General features: G+C 72.9%; 11 protein-coding genes and 1 pseudogene. 6 read left to right on the forward strand and 6 right to left on the reverse strand.

All coding sequences use genetic code 11. The features are described 5' to 3' along the window. Positions 1 to 155 precede the first annotated feature (155 nt). Complete coding sequence (locus JK361_RS42450) at positions 156 to 839, reverse strand: chaplin (RefSeq protein WP_201824536.1); 684 nt, start codon at positions 837 to 839, stop codon at positions 156 to 158. Between the two features lie 280 nt (positions 840 to 1119). On the opposite strand from JK361_RS42450, the gene JK361_RS31085 reads away from it, so the two are divergent. Then, the gene (locus tag JK361_RS31085; RefSeq protein WP_201824544.1) at positions 1120 to 2724 is read left to right on the forward strand and encodes an alpha/beta hydrolase; all 1605 of its coding nucleotides are present in this window, start codon (positions 1120 to 1122) and stop codon (positions 2722 to 2724) included. A gap of 145 nt (positions 2725 to 2869) precedes the next feature. Next, the gene (locus tag JK361_RS31090) at positions 2870 to 3394 is read left to right on the forward strand and encodes a DUF4232 domain-containing protein (RefSeq protein ID WP_201824546.1); all 525 of its coding nucleotides are present in this window, start codon (positions 2870 to 2872) and stop codon (positions 3392 to 3394) included. 8 nt (positions 3395 to 3402) lie between these two features. Here JK361_RS31090 and asnB read toward each other — a convergent pair whose 3' ends face one another. Beyond that, entirely contained in the window at positions 3403 to 5244 is a 1842-nt protein-coding gene (gene asnB, locus JK361_RS31095; protein ID WP_201824548.1) for an asparagine synthase (glutamine-hydrolyzing), read from the reverse strand. A gap of 410 nt (positions 5245 to 5654) precedes the next feature. Next, the gene (locus JK361_RS31100; protein WP_201824556.1) at positions 5655 to 6434 is read right to left on the reverse strand and encodes an alpha/beta fold hydrolase; all 780 of its coding nucleotides are present in this window, start codon (positions 6432 to 6434) and stop codon (positions 5655 to 5657) included. 168 nt (positions 6435 to 6602) lie between these two features. Here JK361_RS31100 and JK361_RS31105 point away from each other — a divergent pair, with 168 nt between their 5' ends. Together JK361_RS31105 and JK361_RS31110 are read left to right on the forward strand one after the other, a co-directional pair. Continuing rightward, the gene (locus JK361_RS31105; RefSeq protein ID WP_201824558.1) at positions 6603 to 7697 is read left to right on the forward strand and encodes a baeRF3 domain-containing protein; all 1095 of its coding nucleotides are present in this window, start codon (positions 6603 to 6605) and stop codon (positions 7695 to 7697) included. Between the two features lie 82 nt (positions 7698 to 7779). Continuing rightward, positions 7780 to 8805 (forward strand): Gfo/Idh/MocA family protein, encoded by a 1026-nt coding sequence (locus JK361_RS31110; RefSeq protein WP_201824560.1) that lies wholly within the window; start codon positions 7780 to 7782, stop codon positions 8803 to 8805. On the opposite strand, the pseudogene JK361_RS31115 reads toward JK361_RS31110, so the two are convergent. Continuing rightward, positions 8795 to 8899 (reverse strand): annotated as a pseudogene (locus JK361_RS31115) (phospholipase domain-containing protein); the annotation flags it as partial. The gene JK361_RS31110 and the pseudogene JK361_RS31115 overlap by 11 nt on opposite strands. A 69-nt stretch (positions 8900 to 8968) precedes the next feature. Then, entirely contained in the window at positions 8969 to 9382 is a 414-nt protein-coding gene (locus JK361_RS31120; protein WP_201824562.1) for an SsgA family sporulation/cell division regulator, read from the reverse strand. Positions 9383 to 9735: 353 nt separating this feature from the next. On the opposite strand from JK361_RS31120, the gene JK361_RS31125 reads away from it, so the two are divergent. Further along, a complete protein-coding gene (locus JK361_RS31125) occupies positions 9736 to 11172 on the forward strand; it encodes a PP2C family protein-serine/threonine phosphatase (RefSeq protein ID WP_201824569.1) in 1437 nt (478 codons plus the stop codon). 122 nt (positions 11173 to 11294) lie between these two features. On the opposite strand, the gene JK361_RS31130 is transcribed toward JK361_RS31125, so the two are convergent. Beyond that, entirely contained in the window at positions 11295 to 12788 is a 1494-nt protein-coding gene (locus tag JK361_RS31130; protein WP_201824571.1) for a DNA-binding protein NsdB, read from the reverse strand. Between the two features lie 333 nt (positions 12789 to 13121). Between JK361_RS31130 and JK361_RS31135 the strand changes: the two genes are divergently transcribed. Continuing rightward, entirely contained in the window at positions 13122 to 14267 is a 1146-nt protein-coding gene (locus JK361_RS31135; RefSeq protein WP_201824574.1) for an aminoglycoside phosphotransferase family protein, read from the forward strand. Positions 14268 to 14506: the final 239 nt, after the last annotated feature.

A 14506-nucleotide genomic window follows, 5' to 3' on the forward strand; every position in this document is an offset into this window, starting at 1 on the left:
GGCCGACCCGGGATCCGGAAGAGAGGTCCTGGTCCTCCCCTCGACCACCTTGTCGAAGGAGGTCACGAACTCCGTGCACCGTGGCGCCGGAGTCGGCCGGCTCGGCCCCGCCGGTGCGCTGCGGTGCGCTCCGGTGGGGCCGTGCGGGCGCCGGATCAGTCGGTGCGCCCCGGGCGGAAGCGGCGGTACAGGGTCGCGCCCGCGACCAGCAGCGCGGCACTGCCGGCGACGGCGGGTGCCGTGAGGTCGGCTCCCGTGTGGGCCAGCGCGGCCGTCGCCGGGCGCGCGGCGTGGGACCGGGCGTGCGCCGGCGGCTTCGGGGCCCGCGGCTCGGGGACGGCCGGGGTGCGCGGGGGCCGGCGGGGCTGCTCCACGGGGCCGTTGACCGACTCGTTGCCGATGGCCGGATTCCCCACCCCGATCACGTTGGCGCTGTTGCCGGTGACGTTCACCGGGAGGTCGACCGGGAGCTGGACGCCGTTGCCCGAGAGCACGCCGGGCGAGTCGGTGGCGGCGCCGTGGGCGGACGCACCGCCCGACGCGTCCGATCCGCCGCTCTTCCCCGCGCCGCCGGCCTTGGCTCCGCCGGTGTTGGCACAGGCGTTGCCCGCGGCCGGGTTGAGCAGCCCCACGACGTTCACCGTGTTGCCGCAGACGTTGACCGGCACGTGCACCGGGAGCTGGATGCCGTTGCCGGAGACCAGCCCGGGCGAGCCGGCCGCCGTACCGTCTGCGCCGGCCCCGTCGGCCGCGAAGGCCGCGGACACCGGGAGCGCCACGGCCATCGCGCCGGACGCGGCGGCGACGGCGATCACACCGTTTCGGGTAGCCCGTCTCATAGGTTCCCTGCCTTCCAGACTTCGTCGCGGGCACTCACCCGCACCCCGTAAAACGCAGGCGAACCATCAGAGTTATGGCTTATCGGTCTTTCACCCCATCGAGCGGCAGTGTTATCGAACTGCGTGTAAAGCCACTGAATGATCACCAACCGGGCACGGAGGGTGCGCAGGGTACGACAGAGGGTGCCGCCGCGCTCGCCCGCAGGCGTGCCGACCGGGAGCCGCTTATGGTGATCCGAGGGCGCCGTCCCCGGTCCGCGGCGCGCCCGGGAGGCAAGCGATGCTGGCCATGCTGTCCACACGGCCCGCCGTGCGGCGCTGCGCGGGTGCCTCGGCGCTCACCCTGGCGCTGCTCGGAGCCGGGCTGCCCGCGGCCGCCGCCGACCGGCCGCAGCCGGACCTGTCGCGGTTCTACCGGCAGAAGCCGGTCTGGGGCGCCTGCGAGGGGCCGGACATGCCGAAGGACCTCCAGTGCGCCAGGGTCACCGTCCCGCTCGACTACGCGAGGCCCGGCGCGGGCACGCTCGACCTGGCGCTGGCCCGCTACCGCGCCACCGGGACGTCGCAGGGCTCGGTGCTGCTGAACTTCGGCGGCCCGGGCGGGGCGGGAATCTCCGAGCTGGCCTCCGGGGGCCGGCAGTTCATGGACCTCACCAACGGCTACGACGTGGTCACCTTCGACCCGCGCGGCGTCGGCCGCTCGTCCCCCGTCAGCTGCGGCGAGGGCAGTGAAGAAGCCTCCCTCGTGACGGAGGAGCACACCGACATCGGTCATCCGCAGGCGCTGTTCAAGCAGCTGCGGCAGGCCGCCGACCTGTGCGCCCGGAACTCCGGACCGGTGCTGCCGCACATCGGCACCATCAACGCCTCCCGCGACATGGACGTGATCCGCCAGGCGCTCGGCGACAGCAAGCTCAACTACCTCGGTTTCTCCTACGGCACCCGGCTCGGCGCGGTGTACGCGGCGCAGTTCCCGGGCAAGGTCGGCCGGATCACCCTCGACGGCGTGGACACGCTGACCGAGTCCCTGGCCGAGCAGGGCGTGGCGGGCGCCGAGGGGCAGCAGACTGCACTGGACGACTTCCTGGACTGGTGCACGACGGACATCGGCTGTCCGTTCGGGCAGGACCGGCGCATGGCCGGCGACGGGGTGCTCCGGCTGGTGCGCTCGCTCGACGAGAACCCGGTGCCCACGGGCTTCGGCGGCTCGCTCTCCGGCCAGGACCTGGTGGGCGCCATCGGGCAGGCCCTCTACAGCAAGGAGCTGTGGCCGTCTCTGGAACGCGCGCTGGTCTCGCTGGTCGAGGACGGGGACGCCCGGCGTGTCCTGGCCTTCTCCACCGGCGGTGTGGCCCTGCCCGGCGACCGGCGCCGGACGGACGGCGGACTGGTCGACGCCGAGGACGTCCCGGCGGACAACCTGTCGTCCGCGCTGATGGCGATCAACTGCGCGGACGACCCCGACCGGCCCACCGCGACACGGCTCGCCAAGGACCTGACGGACCTGCGGTCCGCGTACGACCAGGCCTCGCCGGTCTTCGGCCGCTACCGGCTCACCCAGCTGCTCATGTGCTACGGCCGCCCCAAGGGCACCGATTTCATCCGCGACCGCGTGAAGGACGTGCACTCGGCGAAGATGCTGCTCGTGGGCACCCGCGGCGACCCGGCGACGCCGTACCGGTGGACCGAGGAGACCGCCCGCCGGCTCGGCTCGTCCGCGGTGGTGCTCGACAACAAGGGCGAGGGCCACACCGGGTACTCCTCGTCCAAGTGCGTGCACCGCAAGGTCAACGACTTCCTGCTCTACGGCACGCTGCCCCCGGGTGGCGGCTCCTGCCCGGCGGACGCGCCGGCCGACCGCCTGACCTCGGGCGGCAGCGGCTGACGGCCCCGTCCGCCCCAGGCCGGTGGCGAAAGTGGCGCAAGCGGGTATCAGCCACGAACCGGGGCAGCCTCCGGGACATGACGGCCGTCACACTGGGCAGGCGCCCTTCGCCGTATCCCACACGTCCACGACAGGGGGACACCTCATGCGCATCCGCGCCGCCATCGCCGTACCCGCCGCCTCGGCCGCCGTGGCGGCCCTGCTGCTGACCTCGTCGCAGAGTCAGGCCGCCACCGGACAGACCCGGACCGCCCGCTGCGCCGAGAAGTCGCTCACGATGCGGGCGAAGGCCGCGGACGGCGATCCGACCGTGCTGCGGGTCAGCGTCACCAACCGCGGCGCCCGCGCCTGCGTCGTCGACCGCGTGCCCACGGTGACCTTCGGGAACCTGGACGGGGCCGCGCTGCCGGTACCGCTGGGCGGCACCGGCGGCCACCGGCTCGCGGCGGGCGGCACCGGCTACGCCGACGTCCGGACGATCGCCGACCCGGCGGACCCCGAGGCCCGCCGGGTGGGCACGGTCACGGTGGCGGCGTCGACCACGCACTGGGGCCGGTCCTTCAGTGCCGCGCAGCTCGGTACCGGGCGGCAGGCTCTCGTCTGGGAGCCGGTGACCACGTGGTGGAAGCCGTCGGCGGCGGCCGCGGACCGGGCCATCGGCCTGGGCTGAACGCCGGCTCAGTCGAGGACCAGTTCGGGCGAGTAGAGGTCCAGCCACCGGGCGAGGTCCAGGGTGCGTTCCAGACCGCGCCGGGCCGCCTGGGTGCTGACCGGTGCGGTGCGTCCGGCGGCGTCGCGGACCCGGTCCCGGTCGACCAGGTCGAAGACGGGGTGGGAGGGCGTGGCGAGCACCTCCTTGACCTGCTCCTGAAGCGCGCGGGCGTACCGCGGGTCCTGCGTCGACGGGTAGGGGCTCTTCACCCGGTCGTACACCGAGCGCGGCAGGACGTCCGCCGCCGCCTCCCGGAGCAGGCTCTTCTCGCGGCCGTCGAAGGACTTCAGCGCCCAGGGCGCGTTGTAGACGTACTCGACCAGCCGGTGGTCGCAGAACGGCACCCGGACCTCCAGGCCCACGGCCATGCTCATCCGGTCCTTGCGGTCGAGGAGCATGCGCACGAAGCGGGTCAGGTGCAGGTGGCTGATCTGCCGCATCCGGTACTCGAAGTCGCTCTCGCCGTCCAGCCGGTCGATGCCGGCGACGGCGGTCCGGTAGCCGTCGGCGGCATAGCCCTCCAGGTCCAGGGACTTGGTGACGTCGGCGCGCAGCACGCCGGCGTCCTCGCCGAAGTGCCGGCCCATGTTCGCCAGCCAGGGGAAGCCGTCGGCGCGGCGCGCCTCCTCGTCGAAGAACTGGAGGTAGCCGCCGAAGACCTCGTCGGCCGACTCGCCGGAGAGGGCCACCGTGGACTTCTCCCGGATGGCGCGGAAGAGCAGCAGCAGCGAGGTGTCCATGTCACCGAGGCCGGACGGCAGGTCGCGGGCCCGGATCACCTGGTCGCGCACGGCGGGGTCGGCCAGGGAGTCGGAGTCGAGCACGAAGTCCTGGTGGTCCGTGCCGGCGAGCCGGGCGACGTCGTGCACGAAGGGCGTGTCGGGGGTGCCGCGCAGTTCGTCGGCGACGAAGTGCTCGGTCCGGCCGGCGAAGTCGACCGCGAAGCTGCGCACCCTCTCGCCCTGCGCGGCGAGTTGACGGGCGGCGATCGCGGTCATGGCGGAGGAGTCGAGCCCGCCGGAGAGCAGGGTGCAGCGCGGCACGTCGGCGACCAACTGGCGGCGCACGATGTCGTCGAGGAGCGAGCGCACGGTGGCGATCGTGGTGTCGCGGTCGTCGGTGTGCGGGCGGGTCTCCAGGCGCCAGTACACGCGGGTGGACAGGCCGGAGCGGTCGACGGTGACGACGGTGCCCGGCTCCACCTCCCGCATGCCGTCCCAGACGGCGTGTCCCGGCGTCTTGACCATCACGAACAGCTCACGCAGACCGTCCCGGGTGACGCGGGGCCGGGCCAGCGGGTTGGCGAGGATCGCCTTGGGCTCGGAACCGAACAGGACTCCGTCGGCGGTCGGATGGTAGTAGAACGGCTTGATGCCCATGCGGTCGCGGATCATCACCAGCTTGTCGTGCCGGGCGTCCCACACGGCGAACGCGTACATGCCGTTGAGCCGTTCGGCGACCGCGTCGCCCCACTCCAGGTAGCCGTGCAGCACGACCTCGGTGTCGGAGTCGGTGCTGAACCGGTGCCCGCGGTCCGTCAGTTCCCGGCGCAGCTCCGTGAAGTTGTACGTCTCGCCGGAGTAGACGAGGGCGACGGGGCCGTCGGGTGTCGGCACGGACATCGGCTGCCGGCCGCCGGGGAGGTCGATGATGGCGAGCCGGCGGTGCCCGAGGGCGGCGGGGCCCTCGGTCCAGGTGCCGCGGTCGTCCGGGCCCCGGCAGGCCATGGTCTCGGTCATCGCGTGCAGTGTGGCGGCCTCGGCCGTCAGCTCACGGTCGAAGGAGACCCATCCGGTGATGCCGCACATGCGCTGCCTCCCGCCTCCGGTTCCCGGCGGGCCCGCGCTCACCTGCGCTTTCTCGGCGGGCGGGGGCCGACCGGCAACCAGTTGTATCGAGCACCTATATGACGAGCGTCCGTCAGGTGCCCGGCCGAGTCAACGCGGGAGCGGCGCGGCGGGGCCGGCCGCCCCACGGTTTCGGCCGGGTTTTGCCTCGGCGAAATCCATGGAGGGGCCTGCTGCCGCCGCCCCGGCCGCAGGAACCGGCCACGGGCAAAATCTTCCCCAAGCACACCGCGCCTCCGGTGCCTCGCCCGGCTCACGGAGTCCGGCTGCCGCTCCCCCGCAGCCGTCCGATCCCGGAGAGGCGACCGTTCGCCGGGCCCCGGCGGCACCCCGGAGACGTCACACGGCCCCGGCTCGCACCGGGAACGGCCTCACGGCTTCGCGGTCAGGAACGAGTCGAGGGCGCCGGTGAGTTCGGCCGGCTTCTCCAGTGGCAGTTCGTGGCCCGCGTCCAGGACGCGCACGACCGCGTCGGGATAGGCCCTGGCCATCCGGAGCATCTGGCGCACCGGGAGCTGGACGTCGTGGTAGCCGTGCACCATCAGGGTCGGCACGGAGATCTCGCCGGCCCGGTCCAGGACGTCGAAGGCCCGCATCGCACCGTAGAGCGTCATGACGACCTCGCGCGGGGTGGCGGCGGAGGCGCGGATGTGCGCGCGGATCTCCTCGCGCGGGTAACCGGGCGCGAAGGCCCGCTGGATGTTGGCGGCCACGAACAGCTTGTACGGCACCAGCGTGGAGGCCGCCATCAGCAGCCCCCGGCCACGGCTGTAGGTCATCCGGCCGATGGAGCCCACCAGCACCATCCGCTCCACCCGCTCGGGGTGCGCGAGGGCGATCGTCTGCGCGATCATCCCGCCCATCGAGTGGCCGACCAGCACGCACCGCTCGACCCCGAGGTGGTCGAGCAGCGCGAGGACGTCCCGCGCCAGCTCGGCGATCGTGCGCACGCCGGCCCCCGTGCTCTCGCCGTGACCGCGCAGGTCCAGCCGGACCACCCGGCGCCCGGCGCAGAAGTGCGCCATCTGGTGGTCCCAGCGGTGCCGGTTCGCGGTCCAGCCGTGCACGAACACCAGGGGCGCGTCCGCCGCGTCGCGGGGGCCCTCGTCGTCGTATCTCAGCGTCGCTCCGTCGACGTCGAGCTGTGGCATGAGGGCCTCCTGGGGTGCGGCACGGTCCGGTTACTGACGGGTACGGTAACCGGCCGCGCGGTCCCGCGTCACCGGCGTCCGGCGAGGAATCCGGCGGCGGCCGGGGAAGTCACCGAGGTCCGGATTACCCCGAATGCCGCAAAGGTGATTCCGCCCTATCGTGCTGTCATGGAGCACGCACTGAGTCCCGCGACCCTCGCCGAACTGCGGCGCCCGCGCCCCTACCCGGCGGTCTCCGTACTGACCCCGACGCACCGTGGGGAACGTGGAGGCGGCCAGGATCCGGTCCGCCTGCGCAACATGGTGACCAAGGCACGCAAACGCCTGGAGTCCGACCCCGCCGTCACCCGCGAGCGGCGCGCCGACGTCGTGGCACACCTCGACCGGGCCCTGGCCGAGGTGGACCTGGCGCACGCCGAGGACGGCCTGGTGATCTTCGCCGCACCGGGTGAGCACCAGGTGTGGTCCCTGGCCCGCCCCGTCCCCGAGCGGGTGGTGCTCTCGGACACCTTCCTCACCCGCAATCTCGTCGCCGCACAGGCCGCGGAGCGGCCGTTCTGGGTGCTGTCCGTCTCCGCGGACCGCGCCACCCTGTGGAGCGGCGGCGAGGACCGTGTGGTGCAGGACCGCTCGGGCGGCTTCCCGCTGGAGCGCCGGCAGGAGAACTTCGACCCCGAGCGCCAGATGCGTACGGGCGGCCTGCCGAGCATCTTCAGCGACGAGGGCACCAGGCAGTTCCTGCGCGAGGCGGACACCGCCATGGGCGCGGTCCTGCGCGAGCAGCCCCGGCCGGTGTACGTCACCGGCGAGCAGGCGGCACTGTCCCTGCTGGACGAGGTCGGCAGCGTGGCCAAGGCCGCCGTCCACGTCCCGCACGGCGGCCTCGCGCAGGCGGGCCCCGACGCGGTGTGGCAGGCGCTGCGGCCGGTGCTGGAGGCCGAGGCCCACAAGGACACCACGGCCGTGGTGCGCGAACTGACCTCGGCGCGCGGTCACCGGACGTTCGCGGCCGGTCTGGACGAGCTGTGGCAGAACGCGCGCGACGGCCGGGTCCGGCTGCTGGCGGTGGAGGAGAACTTCCGGGCCACCGTCCGCGACCTCGGCGAGCATCTCGTCCCGGCCGAACCCGGCGACCTGGACGCCCGCGACGACATCGTGGACGAGATCGTCGAGCAGTGCCTGGAGACCGGTGCCGAGGTGCGCTTCGTGCCCGACGGCGCGCTGGGCGACGAGGACGGGATCGCGGGAGTGCTGCGGTACTGACCCGCCGCGCCACCGGCCCCGGGGAGCGGCCCTCGCGTCGGCGTACGCTACGGCGTGATCGTCGGCGTGAGGGAGCGCGTTCATGGCTGACCTGCTGGGAGTTGCGGTACTGGGTGCCGGACACATGGGGGCCGACCACATACGACGCCTCGACCGGGTGGTCAGCGGCGCCAGGGTCGCGGCGGTGGCCGATCCCGATGCCGATCGGGCCGCGGAGGCCGCGGCCGGGCTCGACGGGGTCACCGTGCTCAAGGACCCCGTGGCGGCACTGGACGCGCCCGGAGTGGAGGCCGTCCTGATCGCCTCCCCCGGACCCGACCACGAGGAGGCCCTGCTCGCGGCCTTCCGCAGGGGCCTGCCCGTGCTGTGCGAGAAGCCCATGGTGCCGGACTCCACAGGCGCCCTGCGGGTCCTGGAGGCGGAGGCGCGGCTCGGCCGCCGGCTGGCGCAGATCGGTTTCATGCGCCGCTACGACACGGAGTACCGGCGGCTGAAGGCCCTGCTGGACGGGGGCGGCCTGGGCCGGCCCCTGATGCTGCACTGCACCCATCGCAACGTCTCCTCCCCCGCCCGTTTCACCAGCGCCATGCTGGTCGACAGCTCGGTCTCGCACGAGATCGACGCGGCCCGCTGGCTGCTCGGGCAGGAGCTGACTGCGGTGACCGTGCTGCGGCCCACGCCGTCCGGGGGCGCGCCCGAGGGGCTGCTCGACCCGCAGTTCGTGCTGTTCGAGACCGACGGGGGCGCACTGGTCGACGTCGAGGTCTTCGTGAACTGCGGCTTCGGCTACCAGGTGCGTTGCGAGGCCGTGTGCGAGAGGGGCAGCGCGCGGATCGGCGACGAGCACACCATGGTGGTCACCACGGCGGGCAGCGCCCGCGAGGAGGTGGCGCAGGACTATCTCGTCCGCTTCGCCGACGCCTACGACCGCGAGGTGCAGACCTGGGTCGACGCCACCCGGAGGGGCGAGGTCACCGGTCCGAGCGTCTGGGACGGCTACGCGGCGTCCGTCGTCGCCGAGGCGGGGGTCCGGGCGCTGGAGACCGGCGCCCGGACGACCGTCGAGCCGGCACCGCGCCCGGACCTGTACGCCGGGGTCAGCCGCTGACGCTCGCGGCGCCCGTCTCCAGGTGGCCGGTGAACCGACGCGACCAGGTCCCGCCGGAGTCGACGGTCACCGTGAAGTCGTACCAGCCGTTCTCCGGTAAGCGATCGGGGCCGGCCATGGTCAGGCTCTCGCGGCGGGGCGCCCGGCCGGGTCCCCGGGCGGCTCACACCCCGCCAAAGAGCGTGCTCAGCCCCCGCTCCACCACCGCCGACACGTCTTCCTGGCCGCACGGCACCAGTTCGTACGTGCTCACCAGGAAGCGCCGCAGCGCCGCGGCCTGGAACAGCAGCAGGGCCATGCCGTGCGGGGAATGGAACTCCAGTACCGTCCGGGTTCGCCCGTACGGCCATATCTGCACGTCCCCGTGGCCGGCCGGGGCCCGCAGCCCCTGGTCGAGCAGGGAGCGCGCGAAGGTCCAGGTCACCTCCTCCCCGTGCAGGGCGGCCTCGGCCGGGAAGTCCAGGAACACGGCGAGGGGGTCGCCCGCGGAGTAGCGCAGGGTGGCCGGTACCGGAAGCTCCCGGTCCTCGGCGGTGACGAGTCTGGCCTGGGCGAGTTGTTCGACGGTGACGTCCATGCCCATAAGGAGTGCGCGAGGGCCTGCCCCATGCCGCGAATTCCGGTCAGAGTTCGGCGGGTACCGGCCGCTCTGCCGCACCATGGAACAGAGGAGCGTCGAACACATGCTTGAACCCCGGGCGGAGGTCGTTCGCGATCGCCTCAACTCACGTAAGCGTTCTACGACTTGACGGCCACGGCGCGTACGTCATTCGTCCCCGCGGATCCCCCCGAGAAGACTCTGGCATATGCCGAAAGCACCACCGTATCGTGTGTTGCCAAATCCCTTACAGGGCGTCGCGGGCTGTGCAAGAGTCGTAATGGTCCCCCCGTCGTCCCCCGCCGTACCGTCCCCCTCATTCGGAGTGCGTCATGCCGTCCCCAGTCTCCGCGGACCGCCCAGCCGCCCAGCCGCCAGGACGCGGCTCGGTCGAGGCGCTGATAACGCAGGCGCGGCGGCTCAAGGGCGACGTGGACGCCGTACGGCGGGACACCCGGAGCGACGGTTCGGACCCCGAGGAGCGCTGGCAGCGCGCCCTGTGCGATCTTGCCCTGCATCAACTGGACGACCTCGACGCCCACTTGGCCCAGCTCCGGGACGGTCCGCCGCCCGCTCCGGCCGAGTCCCCCGTGCCGCCCGCCGGCCGGTCCGGGCCGGCCGCGGCCCCGGGCGGTTCGCTGCTCAGCCGCGTCGGCAGCGCCGAGTGGAACCTGCTGACGGACGAGGCCACCTGGTCCGGGGAGCTGTACGAGATCCTCGGCCTCGACCCGGACCGCCCGGCCCTGACCCTGGACGAGCTGCCCAGCCTGGTCCTGGACGAGGACCGGCCGAAGCTCACCTCGATGGTGACGGACTGCCTGGTCGACGCCAGGCCGATCGACGGCGAGTTCCGCGTCGTACGGCCCGACGGCTCCGCGCGGACCGTGCACATGATGGGCGAACCCGTGCTCGGCGCCGACGGCGGCACGGCCTCCATGTGGGCCGTGCTGCGCGACGTCAGCGAACTGCGCAGCAGCCAGCGGACGGTACGCGAGACCCGTGACTCGCTGACCCGCCACCGCAGGCAGGAGCAGACCGAGCACCGGATCGCGGCAGAGTTGCAGGAAGCCGTGCTACCGCCATGGCGCGGCTCCCTGCGGCTCCCGCACCAGGGACCGGTGGCCCTGGACCTGGCCGCCCACCGCCTCCCGGTCGCGACCGCGACCGCCACCCTGATCGGCGGCGACTGGTACGAGGCCCTGGAGCTGTCCGACGGCCGGACCCTGCTCAGCGTGGGCGACCTAACCGGCCAGGGTGTGGCCGTCGCCTCCGGCATGGCGATGCTGCTCGGCGCCGTACGCGGCATGGCGATGGCCGGCACGGAGCCCGGCGAGCTGCTCACCCTCCTCAACCAGTTACTCGACACCGCCGTACAGCCCGCCCTCGGCAGCGCCGTCTGCTGCCGCTACCAGCCCGAGACCCGCACCCTGGTCTGGGCGCAGGCAGGACACCCCGCCCCGCTGCTGTACCGCGACGGGACGGGGCGCCTGCTGAACACACCCGGCGGCGTCCCCCTCGGCGCCTCCCCGGGGGCGGTCTACGGGCAGTCCGTCGTCACCCTGCGACCGGGCGACGTGCTCCTCCTGCACACGGACGGGCTGGTGTCGGGCCACGGCAGGACGGCGGCCGTGGACCGGCTGCTCGACCTCGCACCCCGGTTCGGCGCGGCGCGCACCGCGCAGGACTGTGTGCGAACGGTCGTCGAGGAGTTCGGCGGAGCCGGGCGCGAGGACGACGCGTGCGTGCTCGTCGCCAAGGTCACCGCGTGAACCGACCCGCCGGGTCACGACACGACATGACCGGCCGGGATCACCGAACGAACTGAACCGACGAGGTCACCGGCCTGCCAAGGTCACGGCCCGGACGGTCCGGCGGACGGCGCACGGGCCCCCTAGGCCCGTGCGCTGTTGCCGTCTCCCTTGGCCCTGGGCTTGGGCAGGGCGAGCCTGATCTCCTCCCGCAGCTGGTGGATCTTCGGATAGCCGGCGTACTCCGCGGTCAGCCGGTACATCTGCCGCAGTCGGTCCCAGGTACGACGGGAGGAGTTCGAGCCCATCGACATGAGTGCCAGCCGGGCGTAGCGGTCGGCCTGTTCGGGGTCGTCGGCGATGAAGCAGGCCGACGCCATGGAGAGATGGTCGAAGATCTTCGACCGCTCCCGCCCGTCGACGCGCAGGGCCAGGGCCTTCTCCGCGTAGTGCTGGGCGTGCGCGGCCGCACCCGGGTCGAACTCCGCCAGCGTGCGATAGGCGAGGGCCTGCATGCCGTACAGGTCCTCGTCCCTGAAGGTCTGCATCCAGTCCGGCGTCTCCGCGTCCCGGTCGGAGACGAAGAGGTCCTCCGCCCGGCCGAGCGTGCGGCGCATCGCCTGCCCCTTGCCCATCGACGCCTGCGCCCAGGCCTCGATGGTGTGGAACATCGCCTTCGTACGCGGTTGCAGACGTTCGCCGGCGCCGGACTGGGCGAGCTTCATCAGGTCCAGGGCGTCGTCGGGACGGCCGAGGTGCACCATCTGGCGGGCCGCCCGGGACAGCGCCTCACCGGCACGCGGCCGGTCACCGCCCTCCCGGGCGGCATGGGCGGCGATGACGAAGTACTTCTGCGCCGTGGGCTCCAGGCCGACGTCGTGCGACATCCAGCCCGCGAGGACGGCGAGGTTGGCGGCGACGCCCCACAGGCGCCGCTGGAGGTGGGGTGGATGGTGATAGGCGAGCATGCCGCCCACTTCGTTGAGCTGGCCTACGACCGCCTTGCGCTGGAGCCCGCCGCCACGGGCCGCGTCCCAGGCGCGGAACACCTCGACCGAGCGTTCCAGTTCCTCGATCTCCTGCGACCCGATGGGGGCCGCCTCGTACCGGTCGAACCCGGCGGGGTCGGCGTGCAGGGGGTCGTCGAGGACAGGGGCGTCGGCCCGCAGGGCCGGGTCGGTGTGCAGCCAGTCGTGCATGGCGCTGCTGAGTGTGGATCCCGCGGCGAGCGCGGCACCCGCGCCCACCAAGCCGCGTCGGTTGAGCATGAGGTCCATTCCCGTGAATTCGGTGAGGACCGCGGCGGTCCGCTCGGGCGGCCACGGCACGCCGTCGGGATGTTCCTCGATCCCGTCGCCCTGCCGCTTCCCCGCACGCCCGTGCCGTACCAGACCGATGTCCTCGATGGTCACGACACGGCCGAGACGCTCGGTGAACAGGGCCGCCAGCACCCGCGGCACGGGATCGCGCGGGATCTCTCCCATGTCGATCCACCGCCGCACCCGGGAGGTGTCGGTCGCCAGCTGGGGGTGGCCCATGGCCGCCGCCTGCCGGTTGACCAGTCTCGCGAGTTCGCCCTTCGACCAGCCGGCCAGGCCGAACAGGTCCGCAAGGCGGGTGTTGGGTTGTCCGCTCACGTCAAGCCCCCAGGTTCTCGGCTGAGTTGACAGTAGCCCCGTGCAGGTTGCCGGGCGACTATTCGCCACGGTTCGCCAGGGTCCGCCAGATGGTGTGCCACTGGCCATCGGGTGTCAGGTAGGAACGAGCCACCCCGACCCGGTCGCCAGGTCCATATGGCGGCCCCATAGCGGCATATGACGGGCACATTCCCCAGGGTGTGCCCGGGCGGCCGGGCCGGGTGGGCGCACGCTCCCGAAACCACGCTCATGGGTCACGCACCCGCGAGCACGGGTTCGGAACGCGGACGTACAGGCAGGCACAGCAGGCACACGAAGGGATCTGTATCTCCCATGTACGCAGCATCGTCCTCCGTGTCCGCCCCGCCCCGGCCGCTGCGCTCCCGTCCCGCGGGCGGCGGGCCGTACCTCGATCCGGCGGCGCGTCCGGGCGGTCCCGTGCTGGGCGCGGGCCGGCCCCGACGGATTCCGGGCCAGCCAGGCGCCCAACCGCTCAGTGGCAGGCTCGACCTGTCGGGGCCCCAGGGCGCTCAGTTGCGCACCGCGCTCGCCTCGGTGCACCGGATCTGCCCGGAGTTCGCCCCGGTGCAGGTCCTGCGGCGCAGCGGACGGTCCGTCCTCCTCGTGGGGACGACGGGGCGCAGCACGGCCGTGGCGAAGTGTCTCCTGGACCACTCGCCGGCCTGGGTGGAGCGGAGCCGGCAGGAAATAGCCGCATACCGCTCGTTCGTCCGGCACCGGCCGCCGGTCCGGGTGCCGAGGCTGATCGCGGCGGACCCGGACAACTGCACGCTCGTGATCGAGCGGATGCCGGGCCGTACGGCGGCGTTCCAGCGGCATCCGGTGGAGGCGCCGCCGCGCGCGGACATCCGGGCCGCGCTCGGCGCGATCTGCCGGGTGAACGCCTGGCGGCCCCCGGCGGGCACCTTCGACATGCCGCTGGACTACGCGGTCCGGATCTCGAGGTACCACGAACTGGGCCTGCTCACCGACCGGGACCTCGGCGATCTCCAGAAGCTGCTGCACGGCATCGCCCATGAGGTGGGCCGGCACGGCATGCTCCAGTTCTGTCACGGCGATGCCCTGCTCTCGAACATCCTGCTCTCACCGGCCGGTCCAGTGCTGGTGGACTGGGAGCACGCGGGCTGGTACCTGCCGGGGTACGACCTGGCGACGCTGTGGCTGGTCCTCGGGGACGCGCCGGTGGCGCGACGGCAGATCAGTCAGATCGCCCAGTCGGCGGGCCCGGCCTCCCGGGACGCCTTCCTGGTGAACCTGATGCTCCTGCTGACCCGGGAGATCCGCACCTACGAGACGGCCGTGCAGCGTTCGATGCACGAGACGACCCCGGCGGCACCGGGCACGGCCCACCCGGGTGCTGCGCCGTCCGGCGAGGAACAGCGGCTGCTGCTGAGGCGGTTGCACGACGACTGCCAGATGGCCCGCAGGGCCGTCCGCGCGGCGGTCGGCACTCGCTGACGGGGACGATGGCTCCGCGGTGTGCCCTGAGCGGCGGCGCACCGCGGACCTTCGTGTTCGGGCCCTGCTCCCGGATGTCCGGCAGGGCCACTGGTGTATGCCAGTGACGCCTCGCAGGCCCGCGCTCCGCCGCCGCGAAACTCGCCGAAAACCCTCCGTGACATGGGAAATCGCCCTTCTGTCGGCATCATTGACGGATCGTCGGCAAGCCGGTAGCACTGACCCAGCTCGGCGCCGCA

This window comes from Streptomyces musisoli (assembly GCF_016741855.1).
Classification (GTDB): domain Bacteria; phylum Actinomycetota; class Actinomycetes; order Streptomycetales; family Streptomycetaceae; genus Streptomyces; species Streptomyces musisoli.

Coding starts and splice junctions, on each gene's coding strand:
- JK361_RS42450 (WP_201824536.1), bottom strand. CDS start 839: ATGAGACGGGCTACCCGAAACGGTGTGATCGCCGTCGCCGCCGCGTCC.
- JK361_RS31085 (WP_201824544.1), top strand. CDS start 1,120: ATGCTGGCCATGCTGTCCACACGGCCCGCCGTGCGGCGCTGCGCGGGT.
- JK361_RS31090 (WP_201824546.1), top strand. CDS start 2,870: ATGCGCATCCGCGCCGCCATCGCCGTACCCGCCGCCTCGGCCGCCGTG.
- asnB (WP_201824548.1), bottom strand. CDS start 5,244: ATGTGCGGCATCACCGGATGGGTCTCCTTCGACCGTGAGCTGACGGCC.
- JK361_RS31100 (WP_201824556.1), bottom strand. CDS start 6,434: ATGCCACAGCTCGACGTCGACGGAGCGACGCTGAGATACGACGACGAG.
- JK361_RS31105 (WP_201824558.1), top strand. CDS start 6,603: ATGGAGCACGCACTGAGTCCCGCGACCCTCGCCGAACTGCGGCGCCCG.
- JK361_RS31110 (WP_201824560.1), top strand. CDS start 7,780: ATGGCTGACCTGCTGGGAGTTGCGGTACTGGGTGCCGGACACATGGGG.
- JK361_RS31120 (WP_201824562.1), bottom strand. CDS start 9,382: ATGGACGTCACCGTCGAACAACTCGCCCAGGCCAGACTCGTCACCGCC.
- JK361_RS31125 (WP_201824569.1), top strand. CDS start 9,736: ATGCCGTCCCCAGTCTCCGCGGACCGCCCAGCCGCCCAGCCGCCAGGA.
- JK361_RS31135 (WP_201824574.1), top strand. CDS start 13,122: ATGTACGCAGCATCGTCCTCCGTGTCCGCCCCGCCCCGGCCGCTGCGC.